Origin of the sequence: Sphingomonas sp. MMS24-J13 (genome assembly GCF_044905095.1) — a bacterium.
Taxonomy (GTDB): domain Bacteria; phylum Pseudomonadota; class Alphaproteobacteria; order Sphingomonadales; family Sphingomonadaceae; genus Sphingomonas_I.
In genome coordinates this window covers 974,814-992,615 of the sequence record NZ_CP173258.1, presented here as the reverse complement: position 1 = coordinate 992,615, position 17,802 = coordinate 974,814, and the positions used below count along the sequence as shown (strand labels likewise).

Sequence of the window (17,802 nt, the reverse complement as noted above, 5' to 3'; positions counted from 1 at the left end):
TCGACTTCGCTCGACACGAACGGAAGCTATTGTTCCCCGAACCATGGCCGCTTCATTTCCGTCCGAAAAAGCGCCACTGACATTCGATGAGCAATCACCAAAAACGCCCCTCGACCCTCTCGCCTTTCGCGCACCGTGCCTTCCTGTGGCTGTGGCTGGCGAGCCTGGGATCGAACCTCGCGACCGCGATCCAGTCGGTCGGCGCCTCGTGGACGATGACGGGGCTGACCAGCCAGGCCGACATGGTCGCGCTGATCCAGACCGCCATGTCGCTGCCGGTGATGCTGTTCGCGCTGATCGGGGGCGCGGTGGCGGATATCTACAGCCGGCCGCGCGTGATGCTGGCCTGCCAGATCCTGATGGGATTGATCTCGCTGCTGCTTGCCGTGCTGGCATCGCGCGGTCTTGCCACGCCATGGAGCCTGCTGGGCCTCACCTTCGCGCTCGGGGTCGGCCTCGCTTTCTACAATCCGTGCGGACAGGCGAGCATCAGCCAGTTGGTGCCGCGCGGCGAGATCGCCGGCGCCGTCGGCCTGCAGATCCTCGGCTTCAACGTCGCGCGCAGTCTCGGGCCCGCGATCGGCGGTGCGATCGTCGCGGCGACCAATCCGACCGCCGCGTTCGTGGTGACCGCGCTCGGCTACTTCACGGCGGCGGCGATCCTCTTGCTGCGCCGGCCTTTGGGCGACGCCCCCGCCGCGCATCCCGGCGGATCGATCACCAAGGCGATCGGCGACGGCATCAGCTATGCCCGGCGCTCGCCGCAGGTGCGCACCGTGCTGATCCGGGGCGCGCTCTTCACGCTCACCGGGAGCGCCGCCTGGGCGCTGATGCCGCTGGTCGCACGCGATCTGATCGGCGGCGGCCCATCGCAATTCGGCCTGCTGCTGGGCGCCCTGGGGCTGGGCGCGGTGATCGGCGCCGCCGCCAGCCACACCGTCCGCGCGCGCTTCTCCGCCGAGGCGATCACGCGCGGCGCGGGGCTGATCTATGGCGCGGCCTGCCTGATCGTCGCCGCGCAGCCGGGACTGTGGGCGAGCTTCCTCGCTCTCGTGATCGGCGGTGCCGGCTGGGTGCAGGCCTTGTCGGGCTTCAGCGTCACCGGCCAGCTCTGGTCCCCGCGCCCGGTGGTCGGGCGGGTGGCGGCGACGATCAATATGGTGATCTATGGCGGACTTGCGATCGGGAGCTGGTTGTGGGGCCATGCGGCCGACGCGATCGGGCTCGCGCCGGCGCTGGCGGTGTCGGGCGGGGCGATGGTGGTGCTGCCGTTGCTCGGGTTGGTACTGCCCCTGCCGAGGCATGAGGATGCGCCGAACACCTGAGATCCTCCCCTGCTTTTGCAGGGGAGGGGGACCGCCAGCCGCAGGCTGGTGGTGGAGGGGCCGCCGGCGAAGACGGCGGTTGCACCGCCGCCCCTCCACCATCCTTCGGATGGTCCCCCTCCCCGAGAAACTCGGGGAGGAATTTGCCTTACGCCGGCCAACTATCCTTGAACGCCATCATCACTTCGCGCAGCCCCTTCGCCGGCCGCCCCGTGATCCGCTCCACATGATCGGTCTGGCTGTCGAAATAGCCCTCGCGGATCGACTGGCCGAAGGTCACCATATCCTCGCTGCACCAGGGAATCGCGCCGGGAATGACCTCGTCCGAGGCGTGGCGCGGGATGCCGAGCGAATCGAAATGGCGGAACATGCCCTCGTCGTCGACCGGCTCGACGATGATCGGCTTGCCCGAAAGCTCGCTCACCAGCGCCATCGCGCGCTCGACCGTCCAGATCTCCGGGCCGGTCAGGTCGTAGGCCTTGTTCTCATGCCCCTCCTGCCGGAGCACGGCGGCGGCCACCGCGACGCAATCGTCGCGCGACACGAAGGCGATGCGGCCACCCGTGCTGTTGTCGGGCAGTCGCCCGGTCGCGACCGCGCCCGGCGCCATCGCACCCGCGATCGCCTCGGCATATTGGCTGTCGCGCAGGAAGGTCCAGGCGGCGCCGCATAGCTCGAGCGCCTGCTCGGTCGCGAGATGATCGCGCTTCACGATCGCGGGATTGCCGTCCTTCGCGACGCCGAGCAGCGAGGTGTAGGCGATATGCCTGACCCCCACCTTCACCGCGGCCGTCATCGCATTGATATGCTGGCCGACGCGCGAGCCCACCCGCGCCGTCGAGATCAGGAGCATGCGCGTGCCGCCCGCAAAGGCGGTCTCCAGCGAGGAAGGATCGTCGAAATCGGCATAACGCACCTGCGCACCGCGTTCGGCCAGATCGATCAATTTCTGCGGCGTGCGACTGGTGAGGATGAGCTGGTCGGGATCGACCGCCTCGATCAGTAATTCCGCCGCCTGCCGCCCGAACGCGCCCGAGGCGCCCGATACGATGATCATTTATCCCACTCCCACTCTCTTCGTGACCCCGTTCGTGTCGAGCGAAGTCGAGACACGCTGCGTAACGTCCCTCGACTTCGCTCGGGACGAACGGGCTTCTCTCTAGATTTCAGCCCGCGGCAGCGAACGCCCGCGGATCAGATCCGCCGCTTTCTCGCCCACCATCATCACCGGCGCATTGGTGTTGCCGCCGGGCACGGTCGGCATCACCGACGCATCGACGACGCGCAGCCCCTTCACCCCGATCACCTTGAGTTCGCTATCCACCACCGATTCCGCGCCCATGCCCATCGCGCAGGTGCCGACCGGATGCATCGCGACATAGCAGGTCGCGCGGATGAACGCGTCGAGGGCATCGTCGCTCTCCACCGCCTCGCCCGGCAGCCGTTCCGCACCCAAGAGAGAGCCCTGCGGCTCGGTGCGGTAGATGCGCCGCACCGCGCGGATCGCATCGCGCATCTGGGCGAGATCGGCGGGATCGGTCATCAGGTTGAGCTGCACCGCTGGAAGATCGCGCGGATCGGCGCTCTTGAGCTTCACCCAGCCGCGGCTGTGCGGATGCAGCGCGACCAGCCCCGCCCAGAAGACGTGGCTCTGTCGCTCGGTGAAGCCCGGAAACCAGATCTTCGCATCGAAGCGGATCGGGTTGGCCATCACCTGCAGATCGGGCCGATCGTAATCCGGCCGCGTGCGCACGACGATGTTGCAGCTGTTGAGCTGGGTCGCCATCGGTCCGCTGCCGAGCAACGCCCAGCGCAAGGTCGACAGCACCAGTTTGTCGAAGCGCAGGTGGCGCAGGAAAGTGACCGGCTGTTTCGCATCCCATTCGAGGCTGACATTGGCATGTTCGGAAAGGTTGCGGCCGACGCCCGGGCTGTGGGCCACGACCTTGATGCCCATCTCGGTCAACTCGTTCGCCGGACCGATGCCCGACAGCATCAGCAGGTGCGGCGAATTGAACGCGCCGCCCGAGATGATCACCTCGCGCCGGCAGCGCGCGACCTTGCGCTCGCCGCCCATCTCGTAATCGACGCCAACCGCGCGATTGCCGTTGAAAACCACCTTGTGCGTCAGAGCGCCGGTGCGGACCTCGAGGTTCGGCCGCCCGAGCGCGGGCTTGAGGTAAGCGGTCGCGGCGCTGACCCGGCGGCCGCGCCCATCGATCGTCTGCTCGCCGCGCGCGAAGCCTTCGGGATTGTCGCCCGCCAGATCCTCGCTGGTGGGGAAGCCGGCTTTGGGCGCCGCCTCCATCAGTGGCTCATGAAGCAGGAAAGGCGACGAGATCGAATTGACCTCCACCGGGCCGGAGGCGCCGTGATACTTGCCTTCGCCGCGCCAGCTTTTCTCCATCCGCTTGAAGTAAGGCAGCACGTCGGCGAAGCCCCAGCCGCTTGCCCCCATCTGGCGCCACTGATCATAGTCGCCGGGGTGGCCGCGCATGTAGAACATGCCGTTGATCGAGGAGGAACCGCCCAGCACGCGCCCGCGCGGCAACGGCAATTGACGCCCGCCCAGGCCGGGCTCGGGTTCGGTCAGGAAGCCCCAGTTGAAGCGTGGATCGACCACCGCCTTAAGGAATCCCAGCGGCATCTTGAGGTAGGGATGCTTGTTCGGCCCGCCCGCCTCGAGCAACAGCACCTTGACGTTGGGATCCTCGCTCAGCCGCGCCGCGACGACGCACCCGGCCGATCCTGCCCCGACGACGATATAGTCGAACTCTTCCACGCCCCGCCCCTATCGGCAAAATTCCGTCATGCCGGGCGCATTCGCCGCGCCCGATCGGTTGCGGCAGATCATAACGTCCGTTACAGTTTGCGCAACGGATACCAACAGGAGAGGGATTATGGCCAAACTCGCCATCGAAGACCGCATCGCGCTGCAGGATCTGATCGCCGCCTATAGCTGGGCACTCGACCAGGGTGACGCCGAAGCGCTGGTCGCCTGCTTCACCGACGATTGCCGGATGATGGAAGAGGTGTTCGAGGATCCCGACATCTGGGAAGGCCATGACGGCATCCGCGGGCTGGTGAAGCATTATTCCAACGCGCCGGGCTTTCCCGGGCGCCAGCACCATGTGACGCAGGTCCAGTACACGCCGCAGGACGACGGTTCGGTCACGATGCGCGGCTTCGCCTTCGTCACCGAATGCCACGGCGAACCGCCTTATACGCTGCGCTTCTGCGGCTATTATAGCGACCATGCGGTCAAGTGTGCCGACGGCGAATGGCGCTTCAAGACGCGCACCGTGCGGCTGTGGGACGGCGAAGTGCTGCAGAAATTCCCCGGCTTCGGCGAGTGGGTGCCGAGGAAGCGGCCGGAATCGCTGATCATCAAAAGGTAGGGGATCCTCCCGGCATGGGGCAGCACCGGGGCTGGACGGCCCCGCTTGCAGCCGCCATGCCGACATCATGTCCGCACTTGCCCGGCTCCGTGCCGCCACCAAAGCCGATCATGAGGCCGTCGATGCCGCCTTCGGTCGCTTCCAGCTCACCGACGCCGCCGCTTACGGCGCTTTCCTGACCGCCCACGCGCGCGCGCTGCCGGCGGTCGAGGCGGCGCTGGCCGACATCGCCGGCCTCCCCCCGCTCCGTCCGCGCACGCCGTTGATCCACGCCGATCTGGCTGCGCTGGGTATCCCGCTGCCGGAACCCCTCCCCCTGCCCGCACCGGCCGATCATGCCACCGCGTTCGGCATGGCCTATGTGATCGACGGTTCGCGATTGGGCGGCGGAATGCTCGCGCGGCAAGTGCCGGCGGATCTGCCCCGGGCCTATCTCTCCGCCACCCACCTCGCAGGCGAGTGGCGCGCCTTCGGCCAGGCGCTGGACGCCGCGGCCGAAGACGCGGCCTGGACCGCGCGCGCCATTACCGGCGCCAAACGGGTGTTCGATCTCTACGCCCAAGCCGCGCGCTAGTCGTTCTCCGAGGGCGCTGTCACGATCACGCGCAGGCCCGGCCGGTTGTCGAGCCGCTCGATCGCCCCATCCAGCCGGTCGACGATCGCACCGATCATGCGCGTGCCGAAACCCTGCCCGGGGCGCCGCGCCCCCACCCCCTGATCGGCGACGATCAGGCGGAGTTTGTTGCGATAGAGCTCCAGCGTGATCGCGATCGGGCCGGGCCGCCCCCGATAGGCATGCTTCTGCGCGTTGATCACGAGCTCGGTCAGCACCAGCCCGACATTCACCGCGCGATCGGGGCTCACCAGGATCGGCGACAGATCGGTGGTGATCGCTCCCTGCCATTCGCCACCCATCGCCTGGCGCATGTCGCCCACCAGATCGTCGAGATAGCGCGCGAGATCGACCGCATCGACCCGATCGGCCTGGTACAGCCGACGATGCACCAGGGCGACCGCAGCGATACGCCGCTGCGCCTCCGCCAGATGCTCCGCCACCTCGGGCAAATCCTCACGCGATTGCAGCGCCAGGAAGGCCTGGACGAGTTGCAGACTGTTCTGGACGCGATGATTGGCCTCGCCGAGCAGATAATCCTTTTGCGCCAGCAGCGCCCCCTTCTCGGTGATGATCGCGTTCAATTCGCGATTGAGCTCACGCAGCCGCCGGCGCTGGCGCAGCTCGAACAAGGCATGGCGCAGCCGGTTGGCTGCCTCCAGCTCGCTGATCGTCCACCGCCGCGCATGCCCGCGCACCTCCTCGCGCCACGCCTCGAACGAGGAGCGCGGCGACAATATCTCATCGGCGCCGAGCGGCCGCTCCTTGTGCGGGTTGCCGGCCCATTCGACGATCTCGGTCTGCTCGGCGCGGAACCAGATCATCAGGATCGAAACCTCGGTCGTGAGGCTGACCGCCATCAACCCGCTCGCGATTTCGGCATAGGCCGCAGCCGGGGGATAGCGTTCGCCGAGCGTCGCGGTGGCGAAGGGCTCGAGCGCGGTGCGGGGCCCGAGCCAGCGTGCCAGTGCCTTGAGGTCGGCCGGATCGGGCACCGTTCCGGCGGATCGGACATGCTCGCCCTGCACGGCGGCGAAGCCATCGGCATCGAGCATCAGGCGCAATTCCTCGGCCTTGGCCTCGAAGAAGAGATCGAACGGCGACGCGACGTCGAAGCGCGCGACGATAGCGTCTTCGGTCTGCCGCAACCGGATGCGATCGCGATAGAGTTCGGCTTCCTCCTTCGCCCGGATCTGCCGCGCCAGCCCGCCGGCGAGCAGGCGGCAGGCGGCGCGTATCTCATACGCGATCCCGCGCGGCGCCTGATGATGGCACGCGACCAAACCCCACAGCAGGCCATCCTTGACGATCGAGACCGACGCCGAGGCGATCACCCGCATATTGTGAAGATATTGGAGGTGGATCGGCGACACGCTGCGCAGCGCAGCGTCGCTGAGATCGATGCCGGCGAGTTCGGTCTTGGCGGATCGGATCGGTATCGGTGTGTAGCGCGCGTCCGGGATCACGCGCACCCGGTTGCGGATATAGAGTTGGCGCGCCTGTTGCGGAATATCGCTCGCGGGGAAGCGGTGGTTCAGGAACGACGACAGCGAAGGGTCTCGATCCTCCGCCACGACCATGCCGGTGCCGTCGTCGAGGAAACGGTAGATCATGACGCGATCGAAGCCGGTCAGTTCGCGAAAGGCGGTCGCCGCGCGGTCGCACAAGGTGCGCAGATCACCTGCCAGTTCGAAACCGGCCCCGATATGGTCGAGGCTCCCCAGGATCGCCCCCGCCGTCAGCGGCTCGTCCGGCCGCGGCTCGAGCTCCGCGACAATATAATTGTCCGCTATATGCAGGGTCGCATCGAACGCTTCGCGCCGTCCGGGCACGGCGGCGAGCGGCACGACATCCATCGTGGTCGCCTGCGCGCGCTTGACCGCACTCTCGATCGGCTGCGCCAGCAGCGCCCCCAGCGGGCGCCCGAGCCACGAGGGCGTCAACCGTTCCTCGATCGCACCCGCCCCGCCGATCACCGTCTGCGTCGCGAGATCGGCGATCAACAGCAGGCCATGCGGCTGGATCGCTCCAGGAATATGAATGGGCTCACGATCGCAGACCGCGAGGTGAATACCCGCCGCCCCGCGATGCAGCGGGTATTCGGCAAATTCCGGTTCGACGGCCACCCGGTTCCTTCGCGCGCGATGCGGAGAATACCCGCAGTCACATCCATAACGGTAGCAATCGATAGCGCAACGATCGAAATGGCAACCGATGAAAATGTCAGTTTTTGGCGTTTTCCGCGAGCAGATAGGCCCCGACCAGACCGGGCGCTTCCTTGCATCCCGGCGGCACGATCCGGCTTTCGAGCGAAGCCCGATCGGTATCGCGTCCATAACCGCCCAGCAACGCGGCGGTACGATCGCGCAGCGGGCCGAACAGCGCCTCCTGCTTCATCACGCCGCCGCCGAAGACGAGCTTGACCGGCGAAACGGTGAGGATCAGCATCGCCGCGATCTGCGCGCAATAATCCGCCTGCACCTCCCACGCGACATGATCGTGCGGCAGGGTGGCGAGGCTGCCGCCCCAGGCGGCGATGATCGCCGGCCCGCTCGCCAGCCCCTCGAAACAGTCGTGATGGAACGGGCAGACACCCGCGAACTGACCATGCGCAGGATGACGCCGCGGTTTGACATGCCCGCCCTCGGGATGGCTGGCACCATGGACCATCGCACCGTTGACGACCAAGCCGATGCCGATGCCGGTGCCGACCGTGACATAAGCGAGGTCGCCGGTTCCCTCGCCCGCGCCCATCTTCGCCTCCGCGAGCGCTGCAGCATTGACGTCGGTATCGATCATGCCGGGTATGCCGCCGAGCATCTTGCGCACGCTGCCGAGCATGTCGAAATTGCTCCACGCGACCTTCGACGCGGGCAGGATATAGCCGTGGGTCGGCGAATTCGGATCGAGATCGAGCGGACCGAAGCTGGCGATGCCCACTGCGGACACTGGGCGCCCCTTCGTCTCCCTCTCGAAGAAGGCCGCGATCGCGGGCATCGTCGTGGCCGGATCGTGCGTCGGCACGCTCGCCGTGACGATACTGCCCCCCTCGGCGGTGCCGAGCCCCAGCACCATCTTGGTGCCGCCGGCTTCGATAGCCGCAATCAGGGGTTCGTCGCTCATCCCTGTGCCTTCAGGAAAGGCGCGATCGGCGGTGCTACGACGTCACCCGCCGCGACGAAGCCGACGTTGAAGAATTTGGGTTTGCCGTACCGCATCGGGGCGCCGTCGGGCGCCTCGAGCGTACCACCCGCCGCGCGCAGCACCGCATCGCCCGCGGCGATATCCCATTCGCAGGTCGGCGCGAGGCGTGGATAGAGATCGGCCTCGCCTGCCGCGACCATGCAGATCTTGAGGCTCGATCCGCGGGACACCCGGCTCGCGACATCGAACTGGTCGAGATAGGCCTCGGTCTCGGGGCTGCCATGCGAGCGCGAAGCGACCGCGGCGATGCCTCCTGCCGGCGCCTTGCGGATCGCGATCGGCTGCCGAGGGCCGATCGTGCCATCGGCATCGACGATCGCGCTCCATGCGCTTCCGGCGAGCACGTCGCCGACGAAGAGCCGCCGATCGACCGGCGCATAGACCACGCCCAGACTGGGGGACAAATCCTCGATCAGCGCGACGTTGACGGTGAAATCGCCGCGTCGCTGGACGAACTCCTTGGTCCCGTCGAGCGGATCGACGAGGAAGAATTGCCCATCGGTCGCGGGGATGCGGCCGGCCGAGACCTCCTCCTCGGCGATGACCGGGATGTCGGGCGCTAGCCGCTGCAGCGCCGCGAGGATGATCGCCTCGCCCGCGGCATCGGCCTCGGTTACAGGTGAGGCATCATCCTTCTGCGCGACCGAGAAGTCGGTCTCGTAAATCTCCATGATCGCCGCACCGGCGCGCACGCAGGTTTCGGCCAGCGCCAGCAGCAGCCCGGCGCGATCGCCTACGCTTTTCTTATCGGTCATGGCCCAGCCGTGTAGCCCAGGATCGACGCGCGCCGGAACCCACAAAACCTATCCTTTGGGACAGCACCCCATATGAGGCTTTGCCGAATGAAAGAGTTTCTGGTGCGACATACGGCGGCCGATCGTATTGGAAGCGCTCATATGACTGCATCGCTCACGCACCTTCAGCGGCTCGAAGCCGAAAGCATCCACATCCTGCGCGAAGTCGTCGCCGAGACCGAAAAGCCGGTGATGCTCTATTCGGTCGGCAAGGATTCGGCCGTGATGCTCCATCTGGCGAAGAAGGCCTTCTACCCCTCGCCCCCGCCCTTCCCTTTGCTCCACGTCGACACGACGTGGAAATTCAAGGCGATGTACGATCTGCGCGACAAGGCGGCGCGCGACGCGGGCATGGAATTGCTGGTCTACCAGAATCCCGAAGCCAAGGAGCGCGGGATCAATCCGTTCGATCATGGCCCGCTCCACACCGACATGTGGAAGACCGAGGGGCTGAAGCAGGCGCTCGACCTCCATGGGTTCGATGCCGCCTTCGGCGGCGCCCGCCGCGACGAGGAGAAGAGCCGCGCCAAGGAGCGCATCTTCTCGTTCCGCTCGGCCAACCATCGCTGGGATCCCAAGAACCAGCGGCCCGAATTGTGGCACCTCTACAATGCGAAGAAGGCGAAGGGCGAATCGATCCGGGTCTTCCCGATCTCGAACTGGACCGAACTCGACATCTGGCAGTACATCCATCTCGAGGACATCGAGATCGTGCCGCTCTATTTCTCGGCCCCGCGGCCGACCGTGATGCGCGACGGGCTGATGCTGATGGTCGACGACGACCGCTTCCGTCTCAAGCCCGGCGAAGAGCCGGTGACGCGCTCGATCCGCTTCCGCACGCTCGGCTGCTACCCGCTCACCGGCGCGGTCGAGAGCGAGGCGAAGACTTTGCCCGAGGTGATCCAGGAGATGCTGCTCACCACCACCTCCGAACGGCAGGGCCGCGCGATCGACAAGGATGCCGGCGACGCCAGCATGGAGAAGAAGAAGCAGGAGGGCTATTTCTGATGTCGGACGTGCTTCAGGAAAGCTCCTACCAAGCCGACAGCCTCATCGCCGAGGATATCGACGCCTATCTCGACCGGCATCAGCATAAGAGCCTGCTGCGCTTCATCACCTGCGGCTCGGTCGACGACGGCAAGTCCACCTTGATCGGGCGGCTGCTCTACGATTCGAAGATGATCTTCGAGGATCAGCTCGCCGCGCTCGAGGCGGATTCGAAGCGGGTCGGCACGCAGGGGCAGAATATCGACTTCGCGCTTCTGGTCGACGGTCTCGCCGCCGAGCGCGAGCAGGGCATCACGATCGACGTCGCCTATCGCTTCTTCGCGACCGACAAGCGCAAGTTCATCGTCGCCGATACGCCCGGCCACGAACAATATACCCGCAACATGGTGACCGGCGCCTCGACCGCCGATCTGGCGGTGATCCTGATCGACGCGCGCAAGGGCGTTCTCGTCCAGACGCGGCGGCATAGCTATCTGGCGCACCTGATCGGCATCAAGAATTTGGTGCTGGCGGTGAACAAGATGGACCTGATCGATTATGATCAGGCGAAGTATGACGCGATCGTCGCCGATTATCAGGCGTTCGCCACCTCGATCGGCATCACCGGCTTCACCGCCATGCCGATCTCGGGCTTCATGGGCGACAATATCTCGCTGCGTTCGGACAAGACGCCCTGGTATCAGGGGCCGACCCTGATGGAGCATCTGGAGACGGTCGAGATCGACGCCGATGCCGATCGCGCGAAACCGTTCCGCATGCCGGTGCAGTGGGTCAACCGCCCGAACCTCGACTTCCGCGGCTTCTCCGGCCTGATCGCGAGCGGCACGATCAAGCCGGGCGACGCGATCCGGGTGCTGCCGAGCGCGAAGCAATCGACCGTCACCCGCATCGTCACCGCCGACGGCGATCTCGACGAGGGCGTCGCGGGCCAGTCGGTCACGATCTGCCTTGCCGACGAAGTCGATTGCTCGCGCGGCGACGTCATCGCGATCGCCGGCAACCCGCCGCAGGCCGCCGACCAGTTCGAGGCGACGATCGTGTGGATGGCGGACGAGGAGATGCTGCCCGGCCGGCCCTACTGGCTCAAGCTCGGCACGCAGACCGTCACCGCCAACATCCAGGCGCCCAAATATCAGGTCAACGTCAACACGATGGAGCATCTGGCGGCGAAGACACTGGAACTGAACGCAATCGGCGTCGCCAACCTGTCGGTCGACCGGCAATTGGTGTTCGAATCCTATGCCGACAATCGCGATCTCGGCGGCTTCATCCTGATCGATAAGTTCACCAACGCCACCGTGGCGGCGGGGATGATCCATTTCTCGCTGCGCCGCGCCCAGAACGTCCACTGGCAGGCGAGCGACGTGACGCGCGAGCGCCATGCCGAACTGATGCGGCAGAAACCGGCTGTGCTGTGGTTCACCGGCCTGTCGGGCGCAGGCAAATCGACCATCGCGAATATGGTTGAGCGCAAGCTGGCGCGGATGAACCGCCATACCTTCCTGCTCGACGGCGACAATGTCCGCCACGGGCTCAACAAGGATCTGGGCTTCACCGATGCCGACCGCGTCGAGAATATCCGCCGTGTCGGCGAGGTGGCGAAGCTGATGACCGACGCCGGCCTTATCGTCGTCACCGCGTTCATCTCGCCATTCCGGGCGGAGCGCGAGATGGTGCGACAGATGCTGCCGGCGGGCGAGTTCATCGAGGTGTTCGTCGATACGTCGCTGGCCGAGGCCGAGAAGCGCGACGTGAAGGGGCTCTATGCCAAGGCGCGCAGCGGCAAGCTCAAGAACTTCACGGGGATCGATTCCCCTTATGAGGCGCCGGAGAAGCCCGAGATCCATATCGATACGGCGCGGATGACCCCCGATCAGGCGGCCGAGCTGATCGTGGAATATCTGCTGGATCGGTAGCTAAAAAATCCTCCCCGGCACGGGGAGGGGGACCGCGACGCGCAGCGGCGTGGTGGAGGGGGCCCACCTCCGAGCAAAAGCTGGTGGTGAGGTGGGCCCCCTCCACCATGCTGCGCATGGTCCCCCTCCCCGTTCCGGGAGGATTTAGGAACTCAAACCCGCATGGCGCCAGCGGGCGAAGTCCACCACCTGCTGCGCGACGATCGCGAGCTGGCCCTCGACCTTGCTGTCGATGCAGCTCCCGTCGCTCTCGAACAACGGCGTCGAGGCGTTGAGCGCCGCGCCATAAGGCGTCGGCCACGCCCGCAGCGCATGCGCGATCGAGCGCAGGGTCACCATCGTCGTGCCGCACGCCATCCAGCCGAATGCGGTCACGATCGCACCGAAGGCGCACCCATCGAGATAGGTGCGCGCGTCGCGCGACGTATCCTCGAGCAGATCGAGCGCATTCTTGATCGGGCCCGACAGGCTGCCATGATAACCCGGCGTCGCGACGATGATGCCGTGGCACGACCGCGCCGCCTCCACCAACGCAGCCTCGTCATCGGTCCGCTCGACGCGATCGGGCGCGTAGAGCGGCAGGCGTGCGAGATGCGGACCATCGATCAGGATCGTCCGCGCGCCCATTTTCTCGGCCGCGGCCAGTGCGACCCGCACCGACCGTTCGCTGGAGGAATTCGGCCGCGCGGTGCCGCCGATGCCGAGGATCAGGGGAGAGAAATCGCTCATGCAGCCGGCCTAGCCGATGGCGGTCGGCTCGCGCAACCGGCGAACGATAGGGTGCTAAGTATATGGCTAAACTTTGTCTGCCACCGTTCGAACATATCCTTGACGGCCCTGGGCCAACCGTGCGGCTTTAAACTGCGGCAGCGCGGCGCCAGCCGGCAATCGCCGCGAGTGCCTTTTCCGGGCGCTCGGTGAGTTGCGCCAAATGGCCCGGATAGACCTCCCCCGTATCGCCGTTCAGCGATATCGGAACGCCCTCCTTCAGCACCGCCTCGCCAATCCGACACTGCCGCAGGGCCATATCGATTTCCAACCCCGGGCAGGCGACAAGGCAAACCTTGCCCAACTGGCGGGCGACCACCGCGGCATGGGAGGTACGCCCGCCCGAGCCGGTCAGGATGCCCGCCGCCAGCGCCATACCCTCGATATCGGTCGTCACCGTATCCTTTCGCACGAGGATCGCAGGGGTTCCGGCCTCGGAAAATCGCTTCGTGGCGTCGACGTCCAACGCCACCACGCCACTCGCGACCCCCATCCCCGCCACCAGGGCCACGGCCAAAGGTGGGGGAGCGGAGGCTCGAAGCGGGTCCGTACCACGGCATCGACATCGATCCCGTCGAGCCGCGCGAGCGCTTCGGCCGGTTCGAGCAGGCCCTCCTCGACCATATCCGCAGCGATCGTCAGTGCCGCCCAATCGGTGCGTTTGGCGCGCCGCGCCTGGAGGAGAAACAGCGTTCCGGATTGAACGGTGAACTCGAAATCCTGTGCATCGCCAAACAGCGACTCCAGTTCCTGGCCGACGCCGGCCAGTCGCGTCCAGACGGCAGGCAGCGCCAGGCGCAAACGGTCATTGTCGGTCAGGCGGTGTCGTCCGGCGACCACATCCTCCCCCTGTCCGTTGAACTGGAAATCGAAATACAATTCCCGCGCGCCGGTGGCCGGATTGCGGGTGAAGGCGACACCCGCCCCCGACGCGCCCCCCGCATTGCCGTAGACCATCGTCTGCACGGTGACGGCGGTGCCGGCTTCATCGTCAATCCCGTTCAGTCGGCGATAGCTCTCTGCCTTGGGCGAATACCAGGAGCGGAACACCGCCGCGGCGGCGCCCGCGAGCTGTTCGCGCGGATCGGACGGAAAATCCGCGCCGGCCTGCGAGCGGAAGCACTCCAGCATCGCGAAGGTGAGCGTCCGCAGGCTGCGATGATCGAGTTCCCGCTCGCTATCGGCTTCCGATCGTTTCAGCGCCTCCATCATCAGGGCGTCGAACGGCGCGACCGGGAGGTTTGCGACCACCTCGGCATAGCCCTGCACCAACCGCCGGTAACTATCCCAGGCGAGCCGGGGATTGCCCGTCGACCGGATCAGGCCCTCGACCGACTCCGCGTTCAGGCCCACGTCGAGCACGGTCTCCATCATCCCCGGCATCGACACTGCGGCGCCCGACCGTACCGAGACGAGCAAGGGGCGTCGCGCCGCGCCGAAGCCCAGGCCGGTTGCCCGCTCCAGTTCGGCCACGCCGTCGTCCAGCATGCGGCGCAACGCGGGCTCCCCGGCCGACTTGATCCGCCCGCACCAGTGGGTCGGCAGCACGAACGCGGGGGGCACGGGCAGACCTCGCTGCACCATGCGTATGAGGTTCCAGGCCTTGGCGCCGACTTCCCCGGCACCGCCTTCGGGCGCCGCCGCGCCGGCGAGGATCGGATAGATCTCAGCCATCGATGACGTCTTCGAGCACATGTTCGCGCAGGATGAGGCTGGCATGCTTCAACGCGTCGGCGGCCGCCTCGATCTTTCCGCCGATCGCGGTGAGCAGGTGCAACTGCCGGAAATCCTTCGCCTGTCTGAAGGCACTCGACGCCAGGCCGCGCTGCGCGTCGTCGGCTTGATGCTCCAGCGCCGCGATCCGATCGATCGCAGCAAGAAAGTCCTCGGTCTCGGCGGCGCTCGCTGCGCGCCCGATCTGGGAAGCGTGGCCCAATGCCTTGATCCATTCCTGCGACGCCTCGGTCAGCAGATCGGCGAGGATCCGCAAGGCTTCGCGCGGTTCACCCTGCAGCCCGTCCAGATCGAGCAGGAAGGCCGCCTCCTCCAGTGCATCCGCCGAATCGTCGGCGACCTGGAGCAACGGCAGGAACACCGCATAATCGGGCCGGCGGCGCACCGCCTCGCGCATTTCGACGACGATCTGATCCGCGTCATGCTCGAACCGCCGCGCCCGTTTGGCGCGCTTTTCCGATCCATCGCTTTCCGCCTGCAACCCTTCGCCCACCAGGCTGGCTATTTCGAAGATCAGCCCGGCATGATCGGCGGCGAGGCCGAGCAGCCGCCGTTCCTCATTGCTGAAATGCGCTGCGAGATTCGCCCGGACCCGGTCGTGAATCAAGCGCTGCGACTGGCCCGACAAAAGCCCCTCGGTCGCCGCTTGGAAGGTGAACCGGAGGAAATCCAGCGCCTCGCCATCCCCGAGCACGACGCATAGCCGGTCGCCGAAGTGCATCGACGATCCCGCGGCGGCCTCTATCGCCCGATTGACCAGTTGCGCGCCGCCAAGCTCGAGGAAGCCGCGGTGGCCGACCTCTGCTTCGGCCGCCCAGCCGAGCAGGCTCAGTCGATCCGGCCCGCGCAGGAATCCCCGCAGCTGTTTGCGCGCGCGGTTCCAGTCGATCAGGAACACGAGGCGCGAGCCGAGGAATTCGAGATAGGTTCGGCAATTCTCCGCATCCGGCGCGTCGAGACGCCCGGTCGCCAGATAGAAAGGCGTCCCGCCGGCCAGGACGGCGGTGCGCCCCTCCTCCCAGGACACGTTGTGGGGCTTGAGCATGTCCCGGAAGAAAGCGAGCCGTTCGGGATGCACGTCGGTATAGGTGACGCTGACCGCGTTTCCCTGCACATGGATCACGATGACATGTGCGTCGGTGGTCCCGATGTCGTTCTGGATCACGAGCCGGTCGCCCACGCGGGTGGCCGTGGTGCCGAGGCCCGGATGCGCGAATTTGAGCTTTGCCGTCCGGTTGAGCCCGTTCATGAAAGCCATCACCGAAGGCCGGTCTGCCTCCGCCAGGCCATAGGCGGCGGCGCCGTCGATCACCTCTTCGGCGAGCGTGGCCTGCAGGGCATTGAGGCGCTTGTGCAGGTCCATCACGAGGCCATGCAGGCTGTCGCCTCGATCGGGCCGTGCCTGGGTCATCTCGAGGATCGCCCTGGGATCGAGTTGGTCGTCGGCGGCCGCGGGAAGGGCATCAAGCAATTTATCCAGCCGCGCGGACAGCCCCTCGGGATCGGCAGCGCGCACGGGGGCCGCCATCGTGCCCATGTCGTCCCTGATCCGCGCGATGATCCGCGCAGCGCCCGCGATGTGGCAGCGGTCGGCGACCATGCGCGCTCCGGCCGCCACCGTGTCGAGCTCGGGATCGTCTATTCCGCAGGCGATGCGCTCCTGCTTGAGCGTCGGCGCGGGCTGCTCCGGATGTTCGGCGTGGGCGAGCGCCAACTGCAGCAACGAGAAAGCATATTTGACCCGATCGTTCGCTGCCAGTGCGGCGTTGAGCGAGGCCGTGGATTGCAGTTCGCTTTCACCAATCGCTTCCAGAATCGCCGACTTCATCTGCTTCACCCAATCTCGGCCGCGTCGGCCCCGATGACCGCTGATCGGCCGCCCGCCGCATCAGCGGGACTGCCGCACATATCCCGGTATCTTCGGCACGCGATTGGGCACCGGCGCCAGTGGATGCTGCCGGGTGTTTGGCTGCTGTCCCGTGCGGTTGAACGGGGCAATGTCTATCAGTTGGATTCGACAAGTTTTGTGACAAGCCGTTCCCCATGCCTGAAAGGTCTGGAGCGGCGATCGGTCAGGACCATTGGGTTCCACCTCGACTCCAGAGCATAAGGGCGTATCGCCGAGGGCCATGAAAGGGATTTAGCCGATGCCGGTCTACGAAATTTCCGGGCAGCGCCCGACCCTGCCCGCCGACGGATCCGCCTGGATCGCGCCGTCGGCCGACGTGATCGGGGATGCCCGGCTGGCGGCGGATACGAGCGTCTGGTTCGGGGTCGTCATCCGTGCCGACAATACGCCGATCGCGATCGGGGCGCGCTCGAACGTGCAGGAGGGATCGATGCTCCATTCCGATCCGGGCAGTCCGCTGACGATCGGCACGTCGGTAACCGTCGGCCACCATGCGATCCTCCACGGTTGCACGATCGGCGACAATGTCCTGATCGGCATGGGCGCGACCATCCTCAACAATGCGGTGATCCCCGAAAATTGCCTCGTCGGCGCGGGCGCGCTCGTGACCGAAAACAAGACCTTCCCGCCCGGCAGCCTCATCGTCGGCGCGCCGGCGCGCGCGGTGCGCGAGCTGACGCCCGAGCAGATTGCCGGGATCACGCATTCAGCGGATCATTATGTCGAACGGAGCAAGGCGTTTGCGGACGGGCTCAAGCGGGTGGATTGAGCGGTGCGCCCCTCCGCCGTCATCCCGGGCTTGACCCGGGATCCCGCTTCTTTCTGGTCAAACGAGTTGATCGTAAAGATCGCGCCAGTCTGGATTGCCGCGTTCGACCAACTCAAATTTCCATTCGCGTCGCCAGCGCTTCAGACGTTTCTCGTGGGCGATACACTCGGTGATCGACGGCGCATGTTCGGCCCAAACCAGCCGATCGAGACCGTAGCGGCGGCAAAAATCGGACCCGGCGCCTCTTCGATGCTGATCAACGCGTGACGGCAGATTGGAGGTTACGCCCACGTACATCGCTCCGCGATAACGATCGGCCATGATGTAGACCCATCCGCCGTGTCGATCATCCTCCATCTGTAGA

General features: G+C 66.3%; 16 protein-coding genes. 6 read left to right on the top strand and 10 right to left on the bottom strand.

Features of this window, described 5'->3' with window-relative positions; genetic code table 11:
* The first annotated feature begins 86 nt into the window (after positions 1 to 86).
* A complete protein-coding gene (locus AB4Z44_RS04740) occupies positions 87 to 1,325 on the top strand; it encodes an MFS transporter (RefSeq protein ID WP_404712918.1) in 1,239 nt (412 codons plus the stop codon).
* A gap of 148 nt (positions 1,326 to 1,473) precedes the next feature.
* On the opposite strand, the gene AB4Z44_RS04735 is transcribed toward AB4Z44_RS04740, so the two are convergent.
* Together AB4Z44_RS04735 and AB4Z44_RS04730 are read right to left on the bottom strand one after the other, a co-directional pair.
* Positions 1,474 to 2,382 carry an NAD(P)H-binding protein gene (locus AB4Z44_RS04735; protein ID WP_404712917.1) on the bottom strand — a complete coding sequence of 303 codons (909 nt, stop codon included), beginning with the start codon at positions 2,380 to 2,382 and terminating at the stop codon, positions 1,474 to 1,476.
* A 102-nt stretch (positions 2,383 to 2,484) separates the two neighbouring features.
* On the bottom strand, positions 2,485 to 4,107 hold the full coding sequence (locus AB4Z44_RS04730) for a GMC family oxidoreductase (RefSeq protein ID WP_404712916.1): 1,623 nt from the start codon (positions 4,105 to 4,107) through the stop codon (positions 2,485 to 2,487).
* 118 nt (positions 4,108 to 4,225) lie between these two features.
* On the opposite strand from AB4Z44_RS04730, the gene AB4Z44_RS04725 reads away from it, so the two are divergent.
* Positions 4,226 to 4,723, top strand: a complete 498-nt coding sequence (locus AB4Z44_RS04725) for a nuclear transport factor 2 family protein (protein WP_404712915.1) — start codon at positions 4,226 to 4,228, stop codon at positions 4,721 to 4,723.
* 67 nt (positions 4,724 to 4,790) lie between these two features.
* Positions 4,791 to 5,297: a biliverdin-producing heme oxygenase gene (locus AB4Z44_RS04720; RefSeq protein ID WP_404712914.1), complete on the top strand. Its 507-nt coding sequence runs from the start codon at positions 4,791 to 4,793 to the stop codon at positions 5,295 to 5,297.
* Here the strand turns inward: AB4Z44_RS04720 and AB4Z44_RS04715 are convergent.
* The 3 genes from AB4Z44_RS04715 to cysQ form a co-directional block, all read right to left on the bottom strand.
* Complete coding sequence (locus tag AB4Z44_RS04715; protein ID WP_404712913.1) at positions 5,294 to 7,462, bottom strand: histidine kinase dimerization/phosphoacceptor domain -containing protein; 2,169 nt, start codon at positions 7,460 to 7,462, stop codon at positions 5,294 to 5,296. The two genes, AB4Z44_RS04720 and AB4Z44_RS04715, sit on opposite strands and share 4 nt — an antisense overlap.
* Before the next feature lie 97 nt (positions 7,463 to 7,559).
* On the bottom strand, positions 7,560 to 8,459 hold the full coding sequence (locus tag AB4Z44_RS04710; protein ID WP_404712912.1) for an ROK family protein: 900 nt from the start codon (positions 8,457 to 8,459) through the stop codon (positions 7,560 to 7,562).
* The gene (gene cysQ, locus AB4Z44_RS04705; RefSeq protein ID WP_404712911.1) at positions 8,456 to 9,295 is read right to left on the bottom strand and encodes a 3'(2'),5'-bisphosphate nucleotidase CysQ; all 840 of its coding nucleotides are present in this window, start codon (positions 9,293 to 9,295) and stop codon (positions 8,456 to 8,458) included. The genes AB4Z44_RS04710 and cysQ overlap by 4 nt, the downstream gene beginning before the upstream one ends.
* A gap of 141 nt (positions 9,296 to 9,436) precedes the next feature.
* Between cysQ and cysD the strand changes: the two genes are divergently transcribed.
* Both cysD and cysN read left to right on the top strand, forming a co-directional pair.
* Positions 9,437 to 10,342: a sulfate adenylyltransferase subunit CysD gene (gene cysD, locus AB4Z44_RS04700; RefSeq protein WP_404712910.1), complete on the top strand. Its 906-nt coding sequence runs from the start codon at positions 9,437 to 9,439 to the stop codon at positions 10,340 to 10,342.
* Positions 10,342 to 12,258 carry a sulfate adenylyltransferase subunit CysN gene (gene cysN / locus AB4Z44_RS04695; RefSeq protein WP_404712909.1) on the top strand — a complete coding sequence of 639 codons (1,917 nt, stop codon included), beginning with the start codon at positions 10,342 to 10,344 and terminating at the stop codon, positions 12,256 to 12,258. Before cysD ends, cysN begins: the two co-directional genes overlap by 1 nt.
* A 144-nt stretch (positions 12,259 to 12,402) precedes the next feature.
* On the opposite strand, the gene AB4Z44_RS04690 is transcribed toward cysN, so the two are convergent.
* The 4 genes from AB4Z44_RS04690 to AB4Z44_RS04675 all read right to left on the bottom strand — a co-directional run bounded on the left by AB4Z44_RS04690 (position 12,403) and on the right by AB4Z44_RS04675 (position 16,588).
* On the bottom strand, positions 12,403 to 12,987 hold the full coding sequence (locus AB4Z44_RS04690; protein WP_404712908.1) for an NADPH-dependent FMN reductase: 585 nt from the start codon (positions 12,985 to 12,987) through the stop codon (positions 12,403 to 12,405).
* Positions 12,988 to 13,114: 127 nt separating this feature from the next.
* Positions 13,115 to 13,423, bottom strand: a complete 309-nt coding sequence (locus tag AB4Z44_RS04685) for a PEP-utilizing enzyme (RefSeq protein WP_404712907.1) — start codon at positions 13,421 to 13,423, stop codon at positions 13,115 to 13,117.
* On the bottom strand, positions 13,420 to 14,700 hold the full coding sequence (locus tag AB4Z44_RS04680) for a PEP/pyruvate-binding domain-containing protein (protein WP_404712906.1): 1,281 nt from the start codon (positions 14,698 to 14,700) through the stop codon (positions 13,420 to 13,422). Before AB4Z44_RS04680 ends, AB4Z44_RS04685 begins: the two co-directional genes overlap by 4 nt.
* The gene (locus AB4Z44_RS04675) at positions 14,693 to 16,588 is read right to left on the bottom strand and encodes a DUF47 domain-containing protein (RefSeq protein ID WP_404712905.1); all 1,896 of its coding nucleotides are present in this window, start codon (positions 16,586 to 16,588) and stop codon (positions 14,693 to 14,695) included. The genes AB4Z44_RS04680 and AB4Z44_RS04675 overlap by 8 nt, the downstream gene beginning before the upstream one ends.
* A 319-nt stretch (positions 16,589 to 16,907) precedes the next feature.
* Between AB4Z44_RS04675 and AB4Z44_RS04670 the strand changes: the two genes are divergently transcribed.
* Entirely contained in the window at positions 16,908 to 17,438 is a 531-nt protein-coding gene (locus AB4Z44_RS04670; RefSeq protein WP_404712904.1) for a gamma carbonic anhydrase family protein, read from the top strand.
* A 57-nt stretch (positions 17,439 to 17,495) separates the two neighbouring features.
* On the opposite strand, the gene AB4Z44_RS04665 is transcribed toward AB4Z44_RS04670, so the two are convergent.
* Entirely contained in the window at positions 17,496 to 17,795 is a 300-nt protein-coding gene (locus AB4Z44_RS04665) for a GIY-YIG nuclease family protein (RefSeq protein ID WP_404712903.1), read from the bottom strand.
* Positions 17,796 to 17,802 lie beyond the last annotated feature (7 nt).